The organism is Microcoleus sp. D3_18_C2 (assembly GCF_036702395.1).
In the GTDB taxonomy this organism is placed as follows: domain Bacteria; phylum Cyanobacteriota; class Cyanobacteriia; order Cyanobacteriales; family Microcoleaceae; genus Microcoleus.
Map to the genome: position 1 here is coordinate 22,878 of NZ_JAUBTG010000053.1, position 22,107 is coordinate 44,984.

Annotated in this window: 23 protein-coding genes; 14 read left to right on the forward strand and 9 right to left on the reverse strand. The window is 45.5% G+C overall.

Translation table 11 applies throughout. The features are described from left to right. Positions 1-185: 185 nt before the first annotated feature. Positions 186-1,085, forward strand: coding sequence for a DUF4436 family protein (locus tag QUA88_RS23750; protein WP_333057223.1), 900 nt, complete (start codon positions 186-188; stop codon positions 1,083-1,085). A gap of 116 nt (positions 1,086-1,201) precedes the next feature. Here QUA88_RS23750 and QUA88_RS23755 read toward each other — a convergent pair whose 3' ends face one another. Then, positions 1,202-1,936, reverse strand: coding sequence for an SGNH/GDSL hydrolase family protein (locus QUA88_RS23755; protein WP_333274174.1), 735 nt, complete (start codon positions 1,934-1,936; stop codon positions 1,202-1,204). A gap of 501 nt (positions 1,937-2,437) precedes the next feature. Here QUA88_RS23755 and QUA88_RS23760 point away from each other — a divergent pair. The 8 genes from QUA88_RS23760 to QUA88_RS23795 all read left to right on the forward strand — a co-directional run bounded on the left by QUA88_RS23760 (position 2,438) and on the right by QUA88_RS23795 (position 11,228). After that, entirely contained in the window at positions 2,438-2,680 is a 243-nt protein-coding gene (locus QUA88_RS23760; RefSeq protein ID WP_333057225.1) for a DUF7219 family protein, read from the forward strand. A 106-nt stretch (positions 2,681-2,786) separates the two neighbouring features. Then, a complete protein-coding gene (locus tag QUA88_RS23765; protein WP_333057226.1) occupies positions 2,787-3,320 on the forward strand; it encodes an RDD family protein in 534 nt (177 codons plus the stop codon). Between the two features lie 38 nt (positions 3,321-3,358). Next, a complete protein-coding gene (rpmG, locus tag QUA88_RS23770) occupies positions 3,359-3,547 on the forward strand; it encodes a 50S ribosomal protein L33 (protein WP_006631376.1) in 189 nt (62 codons plus the stop codon). Between the two features lie 168 nt (positions 3,548-3,715). Further along, positions 3,716-3,931, forward strand: a complete 216-nt coding sequence (gene rpsR, locus QUA88_RS23775) for a 30S ribosomal protein S18 (protein WP_006631377.1) — start codon at positions 3,716-3,718, stop codon at positions 3,929-3,931. 313 nt (positions 3,932-4,244) lie between these two features. Next, the gene (locus QUA88_RS23780) at positions 4,245-6,251 is read left to right on the forward strand and encodes a ribonuclease R family protein (RefSeq protein WP_333057227.1); all 2,007 of its coding nucleotides are present in this window, start codon (positions 4,245-4,247) and stop codon (positions 6,249-6,251) included. A 459-nt stretch (positions 6,252-6,710) separates the two neighbouring features. Further along, positions 6,711-8,153: a 1-acyl-sn-glycerol-3-phosphate acyltransferase gene (locus tag QUA88_RS23785; RefSeq protein WP_333264115.1), complete on the forward strand. Its 1,443-nt coding sequence runs from the start codon at positions 6,711-6,713 to the stop codon at positions 8,151-8,153. A gap of 432 nt (positions 8,154-8,585) precedes the next feature. Further along, a complete protein-coding gene (locus tag QUA88_RS23790; RefSeq protein WP_333057229.1) occupies positions 8,586-9,470 on the forward strand; it encodes a histidine kinase dimerization/phospho-acceptor domain-containing protein in 885 nt (294 codons plus the stop codon). Between the two features lie 297 nt (positions 9,471-9,767). Beyond that, entirely contained in the window at positions 9,768-11,228 is a 1,461-nt protein-coding gene (locus tag QUA88_RS23795) for an IctB family putative bicarbonate transporter (RefSeq protein WP_333057231.1), read from the forward strand. A 437-nt stretch (positions 11,229-11,665) separates the two neighbouring features. On the opposite strand, the gene QUA88_RS23800 is transcribed toward QUA88_RS23795, so the two are convergent. The 3 genes from QUA88_RS23800 to smpB form a co-directional block, all read right to left on the reverse strand. Further along, entirely contained in the window at positions 11,666-11,941 is a 276-nt protein-coding gene (locus QUA88_RS23800; protein WP_333274180.1) for an Osc7112_2153 family protein, read from the reverse strand. Then, positions 11,890-12,606 carry a tetratricopeptide repeat protein gene (locus QUA88_RS23805; protein WP_333057234.1) on the reverse strand — a complete coding sequence of 239 codons (717 nt, stop codon included), beginning with the start codon at positions 12,604-12,606 and terminating at the stop codon, positions 11,890-11,892. The genes QUA88_RS23800 and QUA88_RS23805 overlap by 52 nt, the downstream gene beginning before the upstream one ends. 830 nt (positions 12,607-13,436) lie before the next feature. Then, a complete protein-coding gene (gene smpB, locus QUA88_RS23810; RefSeq protein WP_006631384.1) occupies positions 13,437-13,904 on the reverse strand; it encodes an SsrA-binding protein SmpB in 468 nt (155 codons plus the stop codon). Positions 13,905-14,046: 142 nt separating this feature from the next. On the opposite strand from smpB, the gene xrtO reads away from it, so the two are divergent. Both xrtO and QUA88_RS23820 read left to right on the forward strand, forming a co-directional pair. After that, positions 14,047-15,585, forward strand: a complete 1,539-nt coding sequence (xrtO, locus tag QUA88_RS23815) for an exosortase O (RefSeq protein WP_333263794.1) — start codon at positions 14,047-14,049, stop codon at positions 15,583-15,585. Then, positions 15,575-18,472 carry a TIGR02921 family PEP-CTERM protein gene (locus QUA88_RS23820; protein WP_333274183.1) on the forward strand — a complete coding sequence of 966 codons (2,898 nt, stop codon included), beginning with the start codon at positions 15,575-15,577 and terminating at the stop codon, positions 18,470-18,472. Before xrtO ends, QUA88_RS23820 begins: the two co-directional genes overlap by 11 nt. Positions 18,473-18,574: 102 nt before the next feature. Here QUA88_RS23820 and QUA88_RS23825 read toward each other — a convergent pair whose 3' ends face one another. Further along, complete coding sequence (locus tag QUA88_RS23825) at positions 18,575-18,877, reverse strand: Rieske (2Fe-2S) protein (RefSeq protein ID WP_333057237.1); 303 nt, start codon at positions 18,875-18,877, stop codon at positions 18,575-18,577. 99 nt (positions 18,878-18,976) lie between these two features. Further along, positions 18,977-19,213, reverse strand: coding sequence for a helix-turn-helix transcriptional regulator (locus tag QUA88_RS23830; RefSeq protein WP_333057238.1), 237 nt, complete (start codon positions 19,211-19,213; stop codon positions 18,977-18,979). Between the two features lie 129 nt (positions 19,214-19,342). Between QUA88_RS23830 and QUA88_RS23835 the strand changes: the two genes are divergently transcribed. The 3 genes from QUA88_RS23835 to QUA88_RS23845 all read left to right on the forward strand — a co-directional run bounded on the left by QUA88_RS23835 (position 19,343) and on the right by QUA88_RS23845 (position 20,799). Next, a complete protein-coding gene (locus QUA88_RS23835; RefSeq protein WP_333057240.1) occupies positions 19,343-19,846 on the forward strand; it encodes a DUF4365 domain-containing protein in 504 nt (167 codons plus the stop codon). Continuing rightward, on the forward strand, positions 19,843-20,385 hold the full coding sequence (locus tag QUA88_RS23840) for a hypothetical protein (protein WP_333057241.1): 543 nt from the start codon (positions 19,843-19,845) through the stop codon (positions 20,383-20,385). The genes QUA88_RS23835 and QUA88_RS23840 overlap by 4 nt, the downstream gene beginning before the upstream one ends. A 198-nt stretch (positions 20,386-20,583) precedes the next feature. Continuing rightward, positions 20,584-20,799: a DUF7336 domain-containing protein gene (locus QUA88_RS23845; protein WP_445251582.1), complete on the forward strand. Its 216-nt coding sequence runs from the start codon at positions 20,584-20,586 to the stop codon at positions 20,797-20,799. Positions 20,800-20,807: 8 nt separating this feature from the next. On the opposite strand, the gene QUA88_RS23850 is transcribed toward QUA88_RS23845, so the two are convergent. From QUA88_RS23850 to QUA88_RS23860, 3 genes are all read right to left on the reverse strand, one after another. Next, the gene (locus QUA88_RS23850) at positions 20,808-21,476 is read right to left on the reverse strand and encodes an HAS-barrel domain-containing protein (RefSeq protein WP_333274188.1); all 669 of its coding nucleotides are present in this window, start codon (positions 21,474-21,476) and stop codon (positions 20,808-20,810) included. A 153-nt stretch (positions 21,477-21,629) separates the two neighbouring features. Continuing rightward, the gene (locus QUA88_RS23855; protein WP_293145052.1) at positions 21,630-21,821 is read right to left on the reverse strand and encodes an NAD(P)H dehydrogenase subunit NdhS; all 192 of its coding nucleotides are present in this window, start codon (positions 21,819-21,821) and stop codon (positions 21,630-21,632) included. 13 nt (positions 21,822-21,834) lie between these two features. Next, on the reverse strand, positions 21,835-21,987 hold the full coding sequence (locus QUA88_RS23860) for a hypothetical protein (RefSeq protein WP_333274191.1): 153 nt from the start codon (positions 21,985-21,987) through the stop codon (positions 21,835-21,837). Positions 21,988-22,107: the final 120 nt, after the last annotated feature.

Consider the following 22,107-nt stretch of genomic DNA (forward strand, 5'->3'; position numbering starts at 1 on the left):
CGCCGGGGGTTGAAAACCCCGGCTCACAGCGAAAGTCCTCTAAAAGAGGACTAAAACCAACATTTATTATCGCTCAAGTTTCTTCAGTCGGTTTTAACCGACTTTAGCTATGAGCCAGGGGTTTAAACCCCTGGCGGACTGCGGGAAATACTAACAACATTTTAACACATAAAAATCCCTATTAAATGCAAAGTATCAACAAAGTTAATCTCAAAAAAATACTTATTTTAATTTGCAGTCTGGTCGTAATCTTTGCAATTATCTTATCTATTTACTCTCACAATGCTAACGCCCAAGAGCCTTACAATCCATCTCCAGAAAGCGCTGTAGCGTCGAAAGGCTTGGTTGAGGTAAAAATGACATTAATTGCCGTTGACCCCATTAAAAACGAATTAGAAGCCCGCTTGCAGTTTGAACTCAAAGGTATTTATAAAAAAGGGCCAACTTACCCGGCTCAAGACTTGTTAATGACAGTTAACGGCGCAAATGTACCGGATTCGGAAATTACCTTTAAAGAAGGCAAACCGATGATTGTCCCTGCATTGAAGTTTAACTTAGTCAAAGGGAAAATTAACAATTACCCGTTTGACACCCACATTGCTAAAGTAGCTATTTCGATCGACCCGCTGCCTTCGATTGGGAAAAAGTTTGCTCCCTTTGAACTGAATCCCGTACCTCTGGAATTTAATTTCCATGCCGATGTTCCCGGTTTCGACATCAGTTATAAGCCGATGGAAGAGAATTCATCTATCTTTATTTATATCGATGTTTCTGCAACTCGATCGCTCCCGGTGAAGTTCTTTGCCTTAGTGATTATTGTGATCATGTGGGTGCTGTCAATTATGGCGCTTTTGCTAGCATTAAAAGTGATGAAATCGGGTAAGTTACCGGAAGTAGGAATGCTGAGTTGGACGGGTGTAATGCTATTTGCTTTTCCCGCTATTCGCAATGCTCAACCTGGGGTGCCTCCGGTGGGAACTGCCAGTGATTTTCTGTCGTTTTTTTGGACAGAAATTATAGTTGTGGTGGCGTTGGTGATTATCGGTAGTTGTTGGTTAAAGCGGTATCATCCGCCGATTGAATGATTTGAGATTTTAGATGTTATATTGGAATAATTCACCCGCGACATAAATCAGGGGGCTTGTAGCTTTGATACTTTCAATTAACACCCCAAAGTCAACTGTTAACTAAAATCAAAGATTCAATTTTTGACTTCCAAATTCTCAATATCCTTTGCGGGTACGCCCAAACCGCGCAAGATAGTAAAAGCTATAATTCGATATCCCGATTGATTTGGGTGCACTCCATCTGCAGCCAACAAATTCAGAGTTTTGCCCGCGTGCTTTTGATAAGTGCCGATAACTTCCCGACAAGGCGCATTCAAATCGATAAACAAGCACTGATTCTCTAACGCAATTTCTCGCATCGCGGCAATATACTCTTGCAACCTACGATTTTCTGGGCCGTCGAGAATTTCGCCGATAGGAGTAGGAGAAAGCAGTACAACTCGAATTCCTGCGGCTTTTGCCGCCAGCACCATTTGAGTTATTTTCTCCCGATATTCTGCCAGTGGCACTCCCGTGGGCAACTTGCCTTGCGGATAAAATCGCAGGTTTTGGAAGTCAAAGAAAGCGTGCCAAACGTCGTTGACTCCGACATTAATCATCACTAAATCTGGCTTTTGGTCGATCGCATCTTTTTGGAAGCGCGCTTGCATATCAGTCGCCTTGTTACCGGAGATTCCGGCGTTGACGATTTCGATTTGGCGATCGGGATAAAGGGCATTGAGATAGCGTTGCAGCAGCCAAACGTAACCTCCGGGGTATTTCCCACCCTCGGTGATGCTGTCGCCCACTATCACAATTTTGCGATTGCCGGCGAGCACGTTTTGGATTTCTGGTGGCGGCGTTGCTTGGGATACAGATTCTTTAAACACTGGAATTAAGGAGTGAAGAAGGTTGAAGGCAATAACAGCAGCAATTACGGCGATGGGAAGTCTGATTAAAACTTGCCTCAGCCGGGGTTTGGGACGGGGCGATTCCCTTCGGGATAGCTTCGCTTGACGCGCATTGGGATACACTACGCAGTTTTTTACTAAAAGTCTAACTATTTATCTCTGCAATAATATTATCCATTTCAGGGGTTTTTGTCACTTCTTTCAATAACTCAGTCCTGGACTAACAAAAACCTGGTTTGGACGCAACATCCGAAGTTATAAGCCTTAAGGCATAAACCTGGTTGTTGACCCCGCCTGCGTAAGTTGTACAGGTGAAAATACTGAGGTTTTTGTCGCCCTCATCTATCCGTGTAATTGCCATCACAAAAAAGTTCGCCAAATGTCACATAATTTCTGCTACTTACAGCACAACTTTAGAAGGGGATCGCGGTTTATAATATAGATAACTAGAAAAAAAGGTTTTCAAGCGAGGTTAAAGCAATGGTAGCAAATTCAAATTTTTTATATCCTCAAAATCGTTATTACGGTGAAGTAAAGCCAGAGAATTTAGTATTTAATGCGAATTTACAAGAGTTTTCTCAGCGAGTGGGTTACATCAGTTCCTTGACATCTAACGGTAAAATCTCTGTGGAACAGGCATTTACTCAGATCCAAACACTCTGGGAACAGGTGGAAAAGTCGAAAAAGCAGTTGGGAATTGGCGAACATCCATTTTCAGCTTGAATAATTAGCGCTTGGCTTGGAAGTTGAGTTACACGCCATTGATGCCGATCGATTAATCGAGAGCTTAAGATCAAAAAGTAGCTAGTGGCGATCGACCTTTTTGCCTATGAGTTCCGATTTAGTACCTCTCCTTCCCAAAGTATCCGTCGGCCGCCGCGCCGCGGCCCTCTGCATCGACGGAATCGCAGTTTGGCTACCCAGTTTGCTTCTGGGTACTAATGCGATCGTCCAAATCATATTTTTTGTTTTGCTGTGGCTGATCATGCGCGTAGCCATCGTCAGGAAAAACCAAGGCCAAAGTCTCGGGCGCTGGGCATTGGACATGAAAATTGTCGATCCCAGATTCCAACGGACTCCCGGAGTGCAAAAACTGTGCAAGCGCGAGGCATTGCTGGGCTTTTGCGCGGCCTTAGCCTTCGCAGGTATAGGTGGACTCACATCTACCAACGCCGCCGTCTTGCTGCTGATGCTGCCCCTGGCGATCGACTGTAGCGTAGCCCTCACCTCCGCCGAAAGGTTTCCCCAAGCTTTCCACGATCGCATCGGCGGGACGATCGTAGTTGGAACCCGCCGTGGCTACTCCCTCGACATCAAAGTTAGAAGATTGCTTGACCAAGTGCAGAGCAATGTGAGAAGATAATAAATTGTGTTTAAATTAGTCGAAATTTATTTAGAATTATGGCTAAAGGCGTCCGCATCATAATTACTCTAGAGTGTACTGAGTGCCGTACAAACGTAAGCAAACGCTCAAAAGGCGTGTCTCGGTACACCACCACCAAGAACCGTCGCAACACGACGGCGCGGCTGGAACTCAAAAAGTTCTGCCCCCATTGCAACAGCCACACTGCCCACAAAGAGATCAAGTAGCGATTAGTCATTAGTCCTTAGTCATCAGTCATCAGTTGTTGGCAATTGATATTGATCGGCGAAAAGCAGATAATTAACCAATGCTTTCCTGACGGCTAGCAACTAACGGCTAATAACTAAAAACTCACAATCAACAGTCAACAAACAACAGTCAACAAACAACAAACCATGACTTACTTTCGCCGGCGCGTTTCGCCCATCAAACCAGGAGACCCGATCGACTACAAAGATGTAGATTTGCTCAAAAAATACGTCACAGAACGCGGTAAAATTTTGCCCCGCCGGATTACCGGTTTGACGGCAAAACAGCAGCGAGACCTGACCAGAAGCATCAAAAGAGCAAGAATTGTAGCTTTGATGCCCTTCGTAAACCAAGAAGGTTAACAGGATTTGGGATTTTGGGTTTTAGATTTTGGACTGGGAATAAGACTTGCGCGAGAACAACGTCTTTCTGTCATTAATAGTGCAGCAAGAATGCAGCGAAATAATCGCGAAATAAGATTAAGAGTCGCAGCAGCGCAAGTCTTAATCACAAGTCAAAAGTTAAAAAAAAAGCAAGAATAAAGAAAAACTTTTTAGATTTTAACTTTCACAATTGACCAGAAAAATTGCCAACATCCAAAATCTAAAATCGCAAGCTCGAAACTCGATAAGTGGCTACTGTAAAAATCCAAAATCTCAAATATAAAGCTGGCAAGTGGAGAAGGGAACGTTAGTAGAATTTAGAGTGCACGGCGACCGCCGTCTGGCAGTTGCCGATCGCCCCGACGGCAAGAAAAACTGGGTCGTGGTAGACGAAAACGGTCAACCGCACAGCATACCGCCCAAACAAATCAGCTACGAAGTAGTCGGAGAAACTTACAAACCCTCCGACATTCCCAAATTTCTCAAAGAAGTAGAAGCCTACTCAGATCCGTCGAGTTTGGAAGTCGCTTGGGAACTTTTAGTCGGTGACGGAGAAACAGCAGATCCCGAATCCCTGGCAATGCTGCTATTTTCTGAGAGTAGTGCGGCCCAGTGTTACGCGGCGTACTGTTTGCTGTCAACAGATAAACTGTATTTCAAACAAAAGGGCGATCGCTACGAACCGCGATCGGCAGCCCAAGTAGCCGAAATCAAACACCAGCAAGAAGTAGAACAGCAGCGACACCAAGAATCCCAAGGATTTTGGGATCGAGTCAAACAGCGGCTGGCAGGGGAAAATGTAGATTGGGAAAATAGCGATCGAACTCGCCTCGACGCCCTAGAACGCTTTGCCATCCTCGGAGAAGAAGCAACGCACCGCACCCCAGCCTTAGAAACTTTAGCCAGCTTACAACGATCCGAAAACCCCGAAGCAGCCTTTAGCCTCCTAGTCGATCTAGGCCTCTGGAGTACCCACGAAAACCTGTTTTTGCGGCGAAGCCAAATTCCCCTACAATTCTCCGCAAAGGTATTAGAAGTGGCCCAACGCTGCCTAGAAAATCCCCCAACCGACTCGGACACAAATCGTCTCGATTTAACTCACCTCAAGGTTTACACGATCGACGACGAAAGCACCACCGAAATCGACGACGGCCTCAGCTTAGAATTCCTCGAAAACGGCCAGCAGCGGATCTGGATACACATCGCCGATCCCACCCGCTTGCTTTCCCCCGGAGACGAACTCGACCTCGAAGCCAGAAAGCGCACCACTACGGTTTACCTGCCCACGGGAATGATCTCCATGTTTCCCCCAGCTTTGGCAACCGGGCCGATGAGTTTAATTCAAGGCAAAGAGTGCAGCGCCCTCAGCTTCAGCGTCACCTTAGACGAAATCGGCGCGGCTCAAGATTACAGCATCCACATCAGCACCATAAAACCCACCTACCGCTTGACATACGATGACGTAGACGAAATGCTGGAGTTGGGAATCGAAGCAGAACCAGAAATAGCAGCGATCGCCTCTGCGGCCAAACTGCGCCAAAAATGGCGGGAAGCCCAAGGCGCAATCAGCATTTTCATGCCAGAATCCGTCATCAAAGTCAACGGCGACGACATCAAAATCCACGTCATCGACGACTCCACCGCCCGGATGCTAGTCGCCGAAATGATGATTTTAGCCGGCGAACTAGCCGCCCGCTACGGTCAAGCTCACAGCCTGCCCATACCCTACCGCTATCAGCCACAGCCCGAACTCCCTCCCGATGAAGAATTGCTAGCCGTGCCTGCAGGCCCCGCCCGCGCTTGCGCCGTGCGTCGGTGTATGCCCCGCAGCGAAATGGGCCTCACCCCCGGACGCCACGCAGGCTTGGGTTTGGAATTATACACTCAAGTTACTTCCCCGATCCGCCGCTATACCGATTTGCTGACTCACTTCCAAATCAAAGCCCACCTGCGAGGCGAACCACTACCTTTTTCCGCTGAAGAAATACAGGACATTGTGATGTGTCTCGGCACCGCAGTTAAAGAAGCATCCACCGTCGAACGCCAAACCAACCGCTATTGGGGATTGGAATATTTGCGGCGCAACCCCGATGAAGTTTGGGAAGCCTTAATGCTTCGCTGGCTGAGGGAAGACAGCAATCTCGGATTGATTTTATTGGAAGATTTGGGTTTAGAATTGGCAATGCGATTTGGTCGATCGGTGGCAATAGGCGATCGGTTTGAAGTCAAAGTCACTCACTGCGATCCGCGATCGGATGTCATTAACTTCCAAGAAATGATATTTGAAGCCGCACAATAGGATTTTAGATTTTAGATTTTAGATTTGGGATTGCAAAAATCTGTGTTGAAGGCTGAAACTGAGGATAAATCACCTTTTTAGTCGAGTTTCCCATCTCCTCGCATCCCCTTTGTCAAGGGCAGGGGGGTAAAAAAGATGATGGGTTCATATCTAGTCCTGTAAAATAATCGTAATTCTTGTGTGGGCGGGTTTACCCCCAAGTTGTAATATAAGCCAGAAATCCCGTAAACTCGCCCCGACGAAAATATTGGGGTCGATCGACTCGACATGATATCCGATCCCAGACAGGTAATACTTTTGACATTAAATTGACACGACACGCTTTGCTATATCCTCTCTTCCTCCGTGTCCTCTGCGTCCTCTGCGGTTAATAAAACAAACTTCAGCATTCTCAAAATTGGAAGTTTTCACCCCAACCTAGTAATCTAAAATCTAAAATTTAAAATTTAAAATCGCACAATGCCCAATTCAATTAGCCAAGTTCAGCCACCGCTGGAATTCATACCCCCAGCCTACAACCCCCTAGTGATGCAAGGTTGTAAGCAAATACTCCCCTGGTGGCTGCGATTTCGGACGAGTATCAGCCACGTTCAAGCCGAAAACGTCGAAACCCTCGCCGAACTATTCCACCAATTTCAAAATCAGAAAGTTCGCTTCTTGCTAGCCTTCCGCCACCCCAACTCAGACGATCCCTACTGTTTGGGACAACTAATTTGGAAACTCGTTCCCCAGGCGGCGCGGGCCAAAGGCATTCCCCTGCAATCCCCGGTACATTCCCACTTTATCTACGATCGCGGCATTCCCCTGTGGGCCGGTGCGGGAGTCGGCTGGCTTTATTCCCAACTCGGTGGCACTCCGATCGTTCGCGGTAAGATCGATCGCGCCGGATTGCGATCGGCCCGCGATTTATTTGCCAACAGCCAATTCCCGATCGCCGCCGCCCCAGAAGGCGCTACCAACGGTCACAATGAAATAGTGAGCCCCCTCGAACCGGGAATTGCTCAAATGGGTTTCTGGTGCGTTGAAGATTTGCTAAAAGCCGCACGCACTGAAAAAGTTTTAATTGTGCCGATCGGCATTCAATACCGCTATGTCAATCCACCTTGGCAACCCCTAGAAAAACTTTTAACTCAATTAGAAATTGATTGCGGACTGCCACCCTTAGAACGCACCGATATCGCTAATTTAGAGACGGCAAATTCCGATTCCGAAAACCAAAATCATAAATTCCAATATCTACGCCTGATTCGACTTGGCGGTCATTTGCTAGCAGTAATGGAAGAGTTTTACAGCCGTTTTTATCATAAGCAAATACAGTCATCTACATCTAGTTTAACATCATTATTCCCCCCCAAAATAACGGCAAATGATTCGGACAATGAAGTAATAATTGCTCGACTGAAAGCTTTGTTAGACGTGGGTTTGCAAGTAGCCGAAGAATATTTTAACTTAAAGCCCAAAGGCAGTTTAATAGACCGCTGCCGCCGTCTGGAACAAGCAGGCTGGGAGTATATCTATCGAGAAGATATCAAAGATATTGCAGCACTTTCTCCCTTAGAAAGAGGATTAGCCGATCGCCTCGCTGAAGAAGCAAGTCTTCGGATGTGGCACATGAGACTTGTAGAAAGTTTCGTGTCTGTCACGGGCAGGTACGTCGCAGAACAACTGACAGCAGAACGTTTGGCAGAAACAACTTTACTGCTGTGGGACGTACTGGCTCGCATCAAAGGGGGAAATCCTTTCGGCAGACCGAAGTTGGGCAAACAGCAGGTACAAATGACCGTGGGCGAACCCATATCAGTGAGCGATCGTTGGGAGGGATATCAAACCAGCCGCAGGTTAGCAGTTGCCGAACTCACTCAAGACTTGCAATCAGCTTTAGAAGCAATGATTAAATCGTGAACAAACCTGACTGTCAACTGAGTACAGTTAGACCGCAGGCTTCTTTTTCCTTTTTTTCAAAGGCTTTTTATAGTGAGGTAGTTCCACCCCCACTTGCTAATATATTATCAGAGTATTTCCAGATTATCAAGGGATATACAGAAATAATTGTCGCTTTGGGTACCTACACCCGACGAGCCTTTCATCCCAAGGAGTAATTTCCAACGGGGTACTTCGCGCAGCGCTCAGATTAATCCCCTTTAAATATACCGAGGGACTTCCCGGCTGGTAGTTAATTACTCAGATAAACAAGAGCTTCTAGGGAAGAAGGAATATATATTTTTCTTCACGACTTTTTTTTGTCGTGAATTATAAACAGATTGTTATAGACTTTGGGAATAGGTCTAATGAACCGCAAACCCTCGCTCGACAATGAACCAATAAAAATTAACGATGACTAACAAACCTATCGATTTGTCTACTAACTCAATTAAAGTAAAACTGCTAAATAATTTAGCGCAGGAATTGCTCACACCACTCACTTCTGTCCTCGGCATGGCAAGTGTGTTGAAACAAGAAATTTATGGCCCCTTAACGAGCAAGCAAAAAGAATATATTGACGTGATCCAAGACAGCAGCCGCTCTTTGCGATCGCTAGTTGAAGAAATTTTGGAACTGGCAGAACTAGATGATTCCGCTTTCACATTGAAGCGAACCGCAGTCGATATAGAAACTCTGTCCCAGCAGGTTGTGACAATCCTGTCCTCGGCGGCAAGTAGACGAGAGCAAGAAATTAATTTGTCGATGGGGCCCGGGTCGCGCATCTGGTTGGTAGATAAAGATAAGGTTCAGCAAATGCTGCACCACTTAATTTTTAGCATTATTCAATCTGCTGGGGCAGGCAGCGTGATTCGAGTCCACGTTTCTCGGAAAGAAGACGGTATCAACATCGGAGTGTGGGTTTTTCATCCTTGGTTAGGGGAAAGTTTGCCCCATGCTAAACTCTACACCGACTACTTGTTGAAGGCCGGATCTGGTAGCGGTTCGCCATCGAACTCCGAAACCGACTCTCCCGGAGAACCGCAACTCCCGACACAGGGTTCGCAGCGATTAACGCTGGCGTTTTCTGAGTTGGCGGCTTTGGCGGCGCAGAATGCAGAGGATAGTGCACCAGTGTTAGCTGGTTACGGGGCGCGCGAACGCTTGGGGCTGCTGCTTTGCTGCCAATTGGTGGAAATTCAAGGCGGCCAACTCTCGATTCAAGGAACCCCGGAATCTGGATATCGCTACGTGCTCTGGCTGCCTTGCACAAATGCTACGGAATTGTTGGAAGGCTAAAGAAGGAAGAAGGAAGTTCGGCAACGGATTTTCTAACGGATGTAACGGATGGAAAGAAGAAGGAAGATGAAACAAGTCATTTGTTAATTAATACTGAGATGTTGCACTATTCTCAATAAGGCTTTTAGGCGCGGGCTCGCGTGTCCCCCCACAATAAATTTATTCTTTGTGGATCCGACAAGAAAAGCCTTAAGAGAGAATAGTCCAAGATGGGAGTTACTACCAATTGTCGATGCTTTTAGACTCAATTCCCAATTCCCGATTCCCAATTTCCAATTACCAATAATCAATCTAAAAATGAATTCAGTTTGGCAACAGTTAACTCTGGCAAATTTGCCGCTCTCTCAGTGGCAAAGTAGAAGTTATTTATTCAATTTGGCGATCGGCTCTTTACGCAGTTGGCGGCAGAGTAGCTGGCTGATGCAGTGGGCAGAACCCTTGGGTTTTGTTTTGCTGGCCTTGACTTTCGGTTTGGCGCCGTTTGTAAACAATGCCTTGGTGGGGGTGTTGATGGCGGCTAGCGCTGCATTTTGGGTGCTGCTAACTGTTTCGGACGATCGCCCGATCGCCTTGAGGCCGATTTACTTGCTGGTACTGCTGTACTGGGGCATAGCCACCGTCGCAACGGCGATGTCGCCGGTGAAAGTCGCCGCTGCTACTGGTTGGAGCAAGCTAACCCTGTATTTGCTGTTTTTTGCGCTGATGGCTCGGATCTTGCGAGATCCCCGTTGGCGATCGTGGTTAATTGCCGTATTTTTGAACGTCTCTCTAGTTGTCAGTTTCTACGGCGTGCGGCAGTGGATTGACAAAGTGCCGCCATTAGCTACTTGGAACGATCCGACTTCTACTCAAGCCAATGTCACGCGAGTTTACAGCTTTCTGGGAAATCCTAACTTGCTTGGTTCCTATTTGCTGCCAGCCATTGCATTGAGCGCTGCCGCACTTTTTGTGTGGAAAGGATGGGGAACAAAAATTTTAGCGCTGACGATGCTGGTGGTGAATTGCGCGTGTTTGCGCTACACGGATAGCCGGGGTGCTTGGATCGGTTTTGTGGCTCTACTGGTGGTATTTTTAGTGCTGCTGTGGTACTGGTACAGCCCTTTGATGCCTCGGTTCTGGCGAACTTGGGCGCTGCCGTTAGGGTTAGGAGGTTTGGCTGGGGCGTTAATTTTAGGAGTGGCTTTAGTGGAGCCTCTGCGCGATCGAGTTTCGAGTATGTTTATTGGTCGAGGTGACAGCAGTAACAATTTTCGGATTAATGTGTGGACGGCGGTGATTGACATGATTCGCGATCGGCCAATTCTGGGAATCGGGCCGGGAAACACTGCTTTTAATAAAGTTTACCCGCTTTATATGAAGCCGAGATTCACTGCTTTGAGCGCTTACTCGGTGCTGCTGGAAATTGTGGTAGAAACCGGTTTTATCGGTTTAATGTGTTTCCTGTGGCTGATGACTGTCACCGTCAATCATGGTTTGTTGCAGATCAAAAATCTGCGGGATGCACAATTTAACATCTCTAATTTAGAGGAAGAATCCCAAAATCCCAAATCTCAAATCCAAAATCTCAAATCGAATCAGGGGTTTTGGTTGATTGGGGCGATCGCCACTTTAGCAGGCATGATGGCCCACGGTTTTGTCGATACAGTTTGGTACCGGCCGGAAGTTAATATGCTTTGGTGGTTGATGGTGGCGATTATTGCTAGTTTTTACAGCACCTCGCACCAGCAGCAAGATTCAGCTTTGACGGAGGGCGAGTAGATAGAATTGCTGGCGGGGTTTTATCCCCGCCCGGTGGCAGGGCGGTTTCATTCTCAGGGAAATAATCGTTTTGTAGGGGTAGTGCCAAGAATGCCTACCCCCTCCACGAATGATCAAATCGATGTTTCAAATATCGGGAATCTTCACCAGGGTTTGTCCCTTGGTCGAATGAAACAGCCCTGCGCCCGGTGTGGATGCCAGCAATAGCCTAGACAGCAATGATTAAGAGTTATAACAGTTCCAAAAAAGAATGCAGCTTTATGCAAGCTGCAAACCATTATCGCCATAAGTTATTTCCAATTCTTCAATTCTTAATCTCACATCTCAAATGCTATAAGGTGCGGACGGCGCACCCTGCATACTTACTACTACATACTACATACCTGTTGCTGTAAAGTGGTGATGGTACACTCTACAAAATTTATTGAAAATAACTCTTATTCTTCGCTCTCCGGAGTCATGATGAATCTCGGACACGCATATTTTCCACCATTTCTATCTCTGCACTGTCGCATCGACTGATCCGAACTCAACAGCATTTCGACTGATTGATTAAGGGCATGTTTAACAGTCGCAGGAGTTGGCACTGCTTTTGAGGCTTGACTTAGCTCCAGTACCGTTATAATTGCCAGTATGGTTGATGAAAGCAAAACTGTGCGTTTCATTTTTTTGTTTTTTCCTCGTTTAATCGTTGACGTGCCATCCCTATCCATATATCCTCATCGAATTCTTGAGAATCCGCATACTTTAGACAAATTTTCCACTGCGGCAGCGCTTCCTTCGTATTTTTTATCTTTTCTAGGACTTGCGCTTTTAAGCAGTAAGTTGCTGGCCCTTCACTATCAATTTTAATCGCTTCATCCAGATGCTGCAATGCCTCTGAATATCGACCCTGTTCCAGGCGAGCCCATCCCAAGTTTTTGAGTAAAGAATATTTTACTCGATCGTCCTCAGCTAATTTCAAACCTTGCCACAGGAAGTGAACTGCAGCCGGATAGTTTTTTTTATCGACTATATATAACCTAGCCAGGTTGCTGTAAGCAGCAGGCAGACCGAGTTTTGCAGCTTGCAGATATTTTTCTCGGGCGCACTCTAAATCTTGCACCTCTTCGCAAAGCCATCCTAAATTGTAAAGAGCTGTGCGGCTTTTTGGATCTACCCAGAGCGCTAACTCATATGCTTGTTGAGTATCAGCGAATCGATTGGCTTTGTAGTTTTCAAAAGCCCTATTATTAAAAAAAGATGCCAGCTCCGGCAACCCAATTTGCCAGCCGCCAAAGCCTACTGCTAGCATCAGCAAGAAGGCTCCCCACTTGGAGTTATTATGCTTTTTTACTGGCTCTTTCATGGCATTGAAAATGTTAGCTAATGGTGTCATTTTTAGCATTTTTTAACTTGAGAGTTGGGCGATATTTTTTGACCAGATTTAATTGCCACCCTAATGGCATATAATCTTACGAAATGACTCAGGTTTGAGTCCCTTTCTTATAAGAGTTTGTGAGTCCACAGCCGAATGCTTGGGTAATGTTCCCACTACCCAGAGGTATTCGAGCATAGGTTAACCATTCCTGAGACTCCACAAGCCATCCGGATATTTTCAGAAAAAAAGAACCGGGAAGCAGAAAGCAGATAGAACTCTTCTCCTTGTCTAAGTAATAATACTTAGGCAGCAGTCGATCGACAGTATGCGACTGTATGAGGAGATACAGCGTATTCCAGGTTTATGAAGTGTAGAGGGACTTACCCTGGGCCGTTTCCCTACGGGGAGCGAACGAGCTGGGGTTTAGTTAATCAACATAGAATTTGCTGTAAGGAATGAGAATTAAATAACTTCCACTCTTGAAAGTGGGATGGGCTCTTATAGCCCGTCATGAGTGGACGGGCTATAAGAGCCCATCCCACAATAACAATTAAAATTGTAAGTTATTTAATTCGCGATCCTAAGATGGACTGCGGTGAAATAACTCTAATTAAGTTTGTAGTGACGATGGAAGTCCTCAACCTCCTCCCTTGAGGATTTTGAAAAATATTATAATGAGTCATGAACCGAAATCGATTTAAAATAGCCAATCATTAATCAGCAATCACCCATCATGAACCACTAATGACTCCTGACTAATAAACATCTCCATAAATTAAATTTCTACCTTCCAGTAGCAAAGGTTTGAGTTTATTTTTTGGAGATGTCTAATAACTAATGACTAATGACTAAAATTGCTTCATCGCTCTTTCCATATCCCGCTTATCTTCGCGTTTCTTCAAATCTTCGCGCTTGTCGTACAGTTTTTTCCCTTTACCCAAACCGATATCCAGTTTTACCCAGCCGCCTTTCAAATACATTTTTAACGGCACTAAAGTCAAGCCTTTTTCTTCGACTTTGCCGATTAATTTGCGAATTTCCTGCTTGTGCATCAGCAATTTACGAGTGCGGCGGGGTTCGTGATTAAAATAGTTGCTAGCACTTCTCCAAGGCGAAATGTGAACGTTGATCAGCCACAGTTCCCCGTTCCGAACTAAACCATATCCGTCGCGCAAATTGGCTTTTCCTTCCCGAATAGATTTGACTTCGGTGCCCTTCAACTCGATTCCCACTTGGTATGTCTCTATAATTTCATAGAGATGGCGCGCTTGTCGGTTATCGCTAACAATTTTGTATCCTGGACTTTTTTCGCTCATTTTTACCTCCGATAAAATTAATTATTATAACGCTAGCTTCTCTGTAGAGAAAATCGAAGCTTGACAAAACTTAAATAATCGGTCTGGACATTACCAATTTGGCTGAGCTAAGATGTCACCAACGTGAATATCAAGCGGTATCATGCAGCGCACCAATATCACTGATTCTGCAATTCCAGATTCTGTTACTCCTCATCCTGCGGTTAATTTGGTTTGGCTGGCTCCTTTTTTGCTGGCGCTTGCTTGGTTTTGGGCCAATATCTCGGCTGTTAAGTGGCTGTTATCCTCGTTTGTTGAGATACCCACACTATATAAAATAGTAATTGGCTTTCTGATTGTAGCATTAGTAGTGCGATCGAGCGGGAACTCCGCTCGCCCCTTCGGATTTTCACCCAATTTCGTTTTAAGGCGAGATCCGCTGCTGTTAATGTTGGGTGCGGGTATTTGCTCGATCGCCCTTCAGTACATAATTGATATCAAACAAGTTACTGTCCTGCTATTTATCCTCGGAACTTACGGGCTGTGCGGCTTATTGGTGGATTCCAACTTTTGGCGAAAAAACTTACCAATTGCGGGCTTGCTTGCTTGTATTTTACCATTTAATAGTCAGTTGAATAGCGGCTTAGGTTTGCCCGCGCGAGTCCTCACTGCTCAGGTAGTAGAACAGTTGCTTTCTCTGCTGCACATTGGGGCTATTTCTTCTTACGATATTATCATTTTGGAAAACGGCATCGCTCAGGTTGACGTGCCTTGCAGCGGCATTAAAACTCTCTTAGTGGGAACGCTATTTTTGCTTGCTGCTACCTGGCTAGAAGGGCGTAAATTGAGTTTAAAATGGCTAGCAGTCGGCGCTGCTAATCTCTTAATGTTGGTATGTGCTAACGCTGCGCGGGTTGCCGTGTTAGTCCTGGTTTCAGAAGTTTTTCAACAGCCCAACATAGCACAAATTATGCACGTTCCTCTGGGAATTGTCGGTTTAGTATGTGCTTGTTTTGTGACGTGGTTAATGCTGCAACGAGTACCGAAATTTCAGCCAGAAAAAACCAGCGGTACTTCTGCAAAACCCAACTCAGAAATTCTCCCAAATCACCCTTTAGCCAAACCAGGAATAATTGCAGCAGTCACAGTTTTGGCAATAATGGCTCAACTGTCTCATGTAGAAACGTCAAAAATGGCGATCGCACCTTTAACATTACCTGAATACATTAAATCAGAGTCGATTTCCCTGAATCCTAGCGAACAAAAATTCTTTGGCAACTATCCAGACACGCAAACACAAAAAATCAGATTTGTCGCAGGCAACTTGCGCGGTTCCATGCTCACAGTAGCCAGCACATCCTGGCAAACTTATCACGCCCCCGAGTTGTGTTTTGTAGCGAGCGGAATTCCCGTCAATCGCATAGAAAAAAAACAGCTAACTCCTGCTATAACGGGGCGCTGGCTGTCTCTCCAAGACAACCAACTATCCGCTACATACTGGCTGCAATCTGCACAGCAAACTACCGATAACTTCTTGTCGCGCATCGGCAGCGATCTCACTCACAAAAATCACAATTGGGTGCTAGTTTCTATTTTATTTGACAGTTCGCTACAAGCAGAAAATCATGAAGTAAAAGAGTTTGCGGGTAACATATACGAGACCGTTAAACAAAGCTTACAAGGAGAAATGAATGAAAATTAAACAGGTATTTGATGGAATTTTTAAAACATTTTTTTGGGCGTGGAATTTGACGTTTTTATCGATTGTTTACTTGGGGATTTTGCCGATTATAGGAGTGCCATTAATTATGGCGACAATCGATGGCACTATCCCCCTAGAGTTTTCTTTGACGATGGCAGCTACGATCGCAGTACCCACTGTATGTACAGTAATAGGAGCTAGGCGTTTTGGCAAGCAACCCCTACAGCTAATGCGTTGGTTTTACGGCGTAGAAGCACCGCTATTTTTGCTGTGTTTGCTCCGCTTGTTCCTGCTGCGAGAACTCACCCCAGCTAGTTCTCAAATCATCGCTACTATTGCTTTGTGCATTGCAGCATTTTCAGTGGAAATGCTGTACGGATATCTGGGTAAAAGAGAAAATGTGCAAAATATTTTCGATTCCCAGAATTCCCATAATAAACAGCCTCGTATTTTCAACTTAATCGGAGAAAAGCGAAGTGCGTGGCTGCAATTAGGATGTCACAGTTTAATGGTAGTAGTTGGGGTTTGGGCGGCAACATTGCTGATTTATTACGCTGTACCTGTGGCATGGTATACACTTTATGGATTCTTATTTTTCGTCATTCAATTTTTCAAGTTTACCTGGGTTTCACCATTTCTGGAGATGTTTCAATACGGGGCATGGGCCTCGGCTTTAATTTGGATACCGCTATCGTTTATATTGTTTGGTTTAACCTGTAGCTTATTCGTTGTCATGCCTTCGCTGTACGGCTTTCTCTACATTCATTCCGGCCGAAAAATATGGCAGAGTTTTGCGGCACAATACGGCAAAAATAAAGCGATAATTGGAAGTTTGGGAGTCATAGCAGCTTGGCTGGCTATTTTCTCGGCTTTGCAGCAGCAGCCACAAGTTGCAGTAATGAAAATGCTGGCGACTCCCCCCGCAAATGACACGGTTCGCCAAACTTTATTAGCCAAGTCTGATATGATTCGATCCGGCTTAGTTAACGCTTATTTGTCCCCTTACCGCTACCTGAGCACGGTAGGAGAAAACAACCACATTTATGAGATATACAAAAATATTTGGATTTTCCCTGACGCAGCGGCTCAAACCTTGCAGAACAGCTATAATTTTTTAATGTCGCCGTTTTTGTATCAAGGCTCTAGTGCTGATGTGGAAAAAGCAGAAAAACTCTACGGCGAATTCTTCGATACGGAACTGCAAAAAGGCGACACAGAAGCAGTAAAACACGCGGTGCAGTCAACCTCAAATCGTGAAGAAGCGAAAGCCGGTTTGCTGAATGTCAATCAGGAAAAAGTATGGTTGCAGTCGCAAGAAGTTACAGTCAAAGAAAACGGCGACTGGGCTGACGTTCAACTCTACGAAGTTTACAAAAATCAAACGCCGAACTTGCAAGAAGTATTCTACTACTTTTCCCTGCCGGAAAGCGCCGCAGTTACAGGAGTTTGGCTGGGAGATACTGGCGATTTAAACAAACGTTTTGTATTTACGGTATCGCCTCGCGGTGCAGCCCAACAAGTCTACAATCAACAGGTAGTAGAAAGAGTCGATCCGGCTTTGCTAGAACAAATTGGCCCCAAACAATACCGCTTGCGGGCTTTTCCAATCCCGGCTAAACGAGAATTCACCCAAACAGAAGGGCCAACGGAAATGCACCTGTGGCTTACTTACAAAGTCATGCGCCAGCCCCAGGGTTGGGCGATGCCTGTTTTGGCTGAAAAACGCAACATTTTTTGGAACCAAAATACTCGCCGCACGATCGCCGGAAAAGAGGTAAAATACAGTCGCAAAGAAGCAAGAGAAACTTGGCTACCACACTTTTTGCCCGCAGTCGCACAGCAACCGCTAACCGTGCAGCAGGCGATTCTACCGGGAGGAAATATCATTTCTGCTAAGCCGTTGGCTGATGCAAATTACTCGCTACCGCAAGGCAAGAAATTTGCAGTTATTCTCGATACTTCCCGCAGCATGGCGGCGGAAAGTAAGGAAGTAAAAGAGACTTTTGAATGGTTGAAAGCTAATGCAGCAGGCAAAAATGGTGTTGATGTGTATGTCGCCAGCGCTGCGGGAATGCCACCTAAGTTTGTGGAAGATGTACGCAATTTCGATGCGGCAAAGGTGACATTTTATGGTACAATCCAGCTCAAAGATATGCTGCAACAGTTTGCACAGTTGCGGGGCGATAAAAGTTACGATAATGTATTTTTGGTGAGCGATCGCCACAGTTATGAATTGTCGGACGATCGCAAACTTAAACTTTCCATCTCTTCACCCCTATGGACAGTGCATTTGGGAGGTTTGCCCCCCGGCTACGACGACGCAACATTGAAGGCTATTCAAGATAGCGGTGGCGGAGTTTCTACAGATATGAAAGAGGCGATGCAGCGAGTAGCAACGACAGCAGCTTCGGGCGAATCTACAGTTAGCGTTGTTGACGGCTATGCTTGGAGTTATGCCAAAAATTCCAAATCAGAAAAGACACTCAAATCGGGGGCTGTTACAGAGCTAAAAGATACCGGAAATGAAGGGTTTAAACCCATAGCTGCGCGGCAGTTGATAACTGCACTTAGCAAGCAGAAAAATTCAAATCAATTGACGCAATTGGATGCGATGCACGCAGTAGCTAAAAATTTCAAAGTGGTGACTCCGTATTCTTCGATGATTGTGTTAGTTAATGACGCGCAAAGGGAGCAGCTAAAGGCAGCGGAAGCTAAGAGCGATCGATTTGACAGAGAGGTAGAATCGGGTAAGGAACAGTTGAGTAAGCCGAATAATCCTCTGAATGTTTCGGGGGTTCCTGAACCCGAAGAATGGCTGCTGTTGACGGTAGGTGCGATCGGGCTTTTGGCAGTTTTTCTCCGTCAGCGGCGCGCGAAAACGGTATAAAGTACACATGGGCGCAGAAACCGGGTTTTTACCTAATTTAGGGTGTGTAACAAAGTATTTCGTAAAAAACCCGGTTTCTTTGTCGGAGTCCGTAAGTCCTGACTAATTTATTTCTACAAAAACTCGATCGCCCTCAATCTTTACCGGATAAGATTCCAGGGAATCGGCGGGTGCATTCAAACATTTACCCGTATCTAATTTGTACTGATATTTGTGAAACGGACAGGTAATGATACCGTTGCTGACTTTACCCATGTCGATCGGATATTCTAAATGAGTGCAAGCATTGCGGTAACAAGTGACATTCATGCCTTGACGGTTCAAAATCACTGAAGTTTCGTCAACTTTTACCTTCAAGACACCCCATTCGGGAACTTGATTTAGCGCTGTTATTTCTAGCCACATATAATCTTCCTCGCTTTAAATAAATTATTGCAAATTCATGGGCGATCGTCCTTGAATGCAGCAAGGGCGATCGGTGGGGCGCTCTCCACACCTGAGAACCTAACCGTTTTCCTCGCCATTTCCCAGGTACAACCTGACGAATTCATCAGCCGCCTCCCGATTGAATGTCTGCAACGCTTGCTTAATCGCAAATACCGCCTCAGCGGATGGATCTCGTTCTTCACTCACCCAACGGCTAACGTTTGAGCGATCGATTTCCATCTTTGCCGCCAATTGATATTGACTGATATCGTATGCCTCTAATATTTTTTTGAGGGCTTTACCTGCTCTTGCCATGTTCCCGATTTTGTCAGAGAGTCATGCTCCTGTAAACGTTGCTGATTGTCATCTAGGGCGCTACACTAAGGTAGGAGCGAGATCATCCCGTGCCAGTTATGCTTGAGATAGACTAAACAAATAGCGATTGTGGACATTAACCAGCAAAAAGAACAGTTCAGTTATGCGTATATTTATGCAGTTGCTGCCTCGGCTGGCTACTCCTTCCAGATAGCAGCTAGACCATTAGATTTTGACGGCATCGATATCATTCTTGCTGGCGGTATGGGAAGTGGAATTATTCGATATCCCCGACTTGAACTCCAGGTAAAATGCACATCTAGGGATGTGATTGGACAGGAAGCAATTAGATATCCGCTCGAAGTCAAGAACTACAATGAATTGAAAGTAGAAAATATTCATACTCCCCGACTGTTAATCCTTGTAGTCGTACCCGACAATTTAGACAATTGGCTAATCCAATCTCAACAGGAACTTTGCCTGAAATATTGCGGTTATTGGGTTTCTCTGCGAGGTCAACCCCCAACCCAGAATCAAACCACTGTTACAATTTCCATACCCAGACAGAATATCTTTAATGTAAATGCTCTTACCACCCTCATGCAGCTAATAGAAGCAGGCGAAACTCTATGATAGTCACCGTTCGAGATCCCGAAATTCTCAAAAATCTACAGCCAGAAATTGTGCGTACTTACCTCGAAACGCATTGCTGGCAAGAAGTGCGACAAATTGACGATAAAGCTTCTCTCTGGAATCGCCACAGCGAAACCTCAGAAGAGTTAGAGATTCTGCTACCATTAAAACCAGAATTTTTAGACTTTCCCCGCCGGATGGCTGAAGTTTTACAAACCCTAGAAATTGCTGAAAATCGTTCCCAGATCGAAATCCTCAGCAATCTCTTGACATCAGCTCCTAACATTACCATTCAAGGCATAGTTACCAACTTGCAAGAAGGATTATCAGCAGGAAAATTAACTTTGACGGGCGTTATTGTTGGCAAGCTGCGGCGCATTCAGTTAGAACTAGCAGAACCAGTCTACGAACTGGCAGTCAAAGCTTATCAAGCCAGAATTCCGGTTATTTGTCAAGGCAATTTAGTTAAACAAGGTCGCTCTTTTTTACTGCAAAATACCCATCACTTTACATTAGATTTAGATGCCTGGTTGGAATGAATGCTATGTACTATAATCCAATACGCTTGGGTTAAGGAAAATTGTAGCGGAAATGTTGGGTGGAGTGAAACGGAGGGTTCGTTCCACGGGCCCAACCTACGCACGATCGGTTTTTTTAGCACTAACTGAACCGTATTGTACTATAATCAACCTAAAGAGCGATTGTGAAAGGATTTTCATAAAATAATTAATGTCTTTATTCTTGAGCACGTCCATGAATTGGGAGATGACCGCGAAGACTTAAAAATTATCGGTATTTATTCGACTAAAACATTAGCCGAATCTGCTAAGGCAAGAATGCTCTCCCAACCCGGTTTTATAGATGCTCCAGAAGGCTTTCATATAAGCTGTTATCCCTTAGATAAAGACCACTGGAACGACGGCTATGTCACTGTTTATTATTCTGATTCTTAACCTTTTCCCTACGGATGAATCTGACTCAAAATCACCCTCAACCTGTCATAATCATCCTTCAACAAAACACTCAAACTCCTCCCCGCTTCCACCAACCAAGATCGATCGCGCATCCGCAACTGATAAATCTCCCGAATCGCCGCCGCCGTCAGCGCCTCCACCGGCGCATTAGTCACACCCAGCAGCGTCCTCAAAAAATCCAACTGCACCGTAAAATCAATCACCTCATCCGGTTCGCAGCGATAAACCGCCTGGTGAATTTGCGGCGGGCGCGGCGGCAAATACTGATAAATTTTACCCCTCGATGGGCCGTGACCGTTCAACCTTTCCGGCGCAGCCTCAAACCCCACAATCGCCACTCGAAACTCGGTTTTTAGCATCGCAAAAATCTGCGGTTGTTCTTCCCGCAACTCTTCGAGGGACAAACCCAAAGCGCGAGCTCTGTGCACCGAGTCGATCGGGCTAGTCGTAGCGTAATAAACCACGCCGTAAATTTGATTTTTTGACTCTTCATCCTCGGCCTTCACCCAACTCCCAAAAGGCGGCATCACGGGAAAGCTTAAGTCGAACGGTTCCAAACATTGAGCCAAAAACTCCGAAGTTGCCGTCTCGATAACCTCAGCAATGCGATCGGGATGGCGCTCTTTTGTAGCAAATTGGGGTAAAGGTAAACGCATAGTTTTAGTGATTAGTCATTAGTCATTCGTCATCAGTCATTAGTCATTCGTCATTGGTTTTGTGCTAGTTTTCAAGGGTCATGAGTTAGTAGCCTGGTATTGGGTACTTTAGCAATTACAAATTACCCATTAACAATGACTAATGACCGCTGACTATTTCGCGCGACCAGCCGTAGCATCGACAAGTTCCAACTGCGACAGGCGGAACGTAATCAGCTTGTCCCAATTCCCGCCTTCAAACAGTACCGCGACTTTCCCGTCGGTAACTCGCTGGACTTGTCCTTGAAATGCGTAGTAAATCTCACCCTTATCTTTAACTCGAACTGCCGAACCTGGAAAAATCATAATTGTTTGAATGTTATGTTTGCTGTTTATAGTTTACCTTTTCTTGGCGATCGAGAGTTGATGCTAAAACAGGCAAGATGCCTGTTCCAGAAACAAGCACAGGCAAGATGCCTGTTCCACAAACAAGCACAGGCAAGATGCCTGTTCCACAAACAAGCACAGGCAAGATGCCTGTTCCACAAATTCAACAGGCAAGATGCCTGTTCCACAAACAAGCACAGGCAAGATGCCTGTTCCACAAACAAGCACAGGCAAGATGCCTGTTCCACAAACAAGCACAGGCAAG

Coding starts and splice junctions, on each gene's coding strand:
- QUA88_RS23790 (WP_333057229.1), top strand. CDS start 8,586: ATGACTAACAAACCTATCGATTTGTCTACTAACTCAATTAAAGTAAAA.
- QUA88_RS23820 (WP_333274183.1), top strand. CDS start 15,575: ATGAAAATTAAACAGGTATTTGATGGAATTTTTAAAACATTTTTTTGG.
- QUA88_RS23850 (WP_333274188.1), bottom strand. CDS start 21,476: ATGCGTTTACCTTTACCCCAATTTGCTACAAAAGAGCGCCATCCCGAT.
- QUA88_RS23825 (WP_333057237.1), bottom strand. CDS start 18,877: ATGTGGCTAGAAATAACAGCGCTAAATCAAGTTCCCGAATGGGGTGTC.
- QUA88_RS23855 (WP_293145052.1), bottom strand. CDS start 21,821: ATGATTTTTCCAGGTTCGGCAGTTCGAGTTAAAGATAAGGGTGAGATT.
- QUA88_RS23840 (WP_333057241.1), top strand. CDS start 19,843: ATGATAGTCACCGTTCGAGATCCCGAAATTCTCAAAAATCTACAGCCA.
- QUA88_RS23785 (WP_333264115.1), top strand. CDS start 6,711: ATGCCCAATTCAATTAGCCAAGTTCAGCCACCGCTGGAATTCATACCC.
- rpmG (WP_006631376.1), top strand. CDS start 3,359: ATGGCTAAAGGCGTCCGCATCATAATTACTCTAGAGTGTACTGAGTGC.
- smpB (WP_006631384.1), bottom strand. CDS start 13,904: ATGAGCGAAAAAAGTCCAGGATACAAAATTGTTAGCGATAACCGACAA.
- QUA88_RS23760 (WP_333057225.1), top strand. CDS start 2,438: ATGGTAGCAAATTCAAATTTTTTATATCCTCAAAATCGTTATTACGGT.
- QUA88_RS23750 (WP_333057223.1), top strand. CDS start 186: ATGCAAAGTATCAACAAAGTTAATCTCAAAAAAATACTTATTTTAATT.
- rpsR (WP_006631377.1), top strand. CDS start 3,716: ATGACTTACTTTCGCCGGCGCGTTTCGCCCATCAAACCAGGAGACCCG.
- QUA88_RS23765 (WP_333057226.1), top strand. CDS start 2,787: ATGAGTTCCGATTTAGTACCTCTCCTTCCCAAAGTATCCGTCGGCCGC.
- QUA88_RS23805 (WP_333057234.1), bottom strand. CDS start 12,606: ATGACACCATTAGCTAACATTTTCAATGCCATGAAAGAGCCAGTAAAA.
- QUA88_RS23795 (WP_333057231.1), top strand. CDS start 9,768: ATGAATTCAGTTTGGCAACAGTTAACTCTGGCAAATTTGCCGCTCTCT.
- QUA88_RS23800 (WP_333274180.1), bottom strand. CDS start 11,941: ATGGATAGGGATGGCACGTCAACGATTAAACGAGGAAAAAACAAAAAA.
- xrtO (WP_333263794.1), top strand. CDS start 14,047: ATGCAGCGCACCAATATCACTGATTCTGCAATTCCAGATTCTGTTACT.
- QUA88_RS23830 (WP_333057238.1), bottom strand. CDS start 19,213: ATGGCAAGAGCAGGTAAAGCCCTCAAAAAAATATTAGAGGCATACGAT.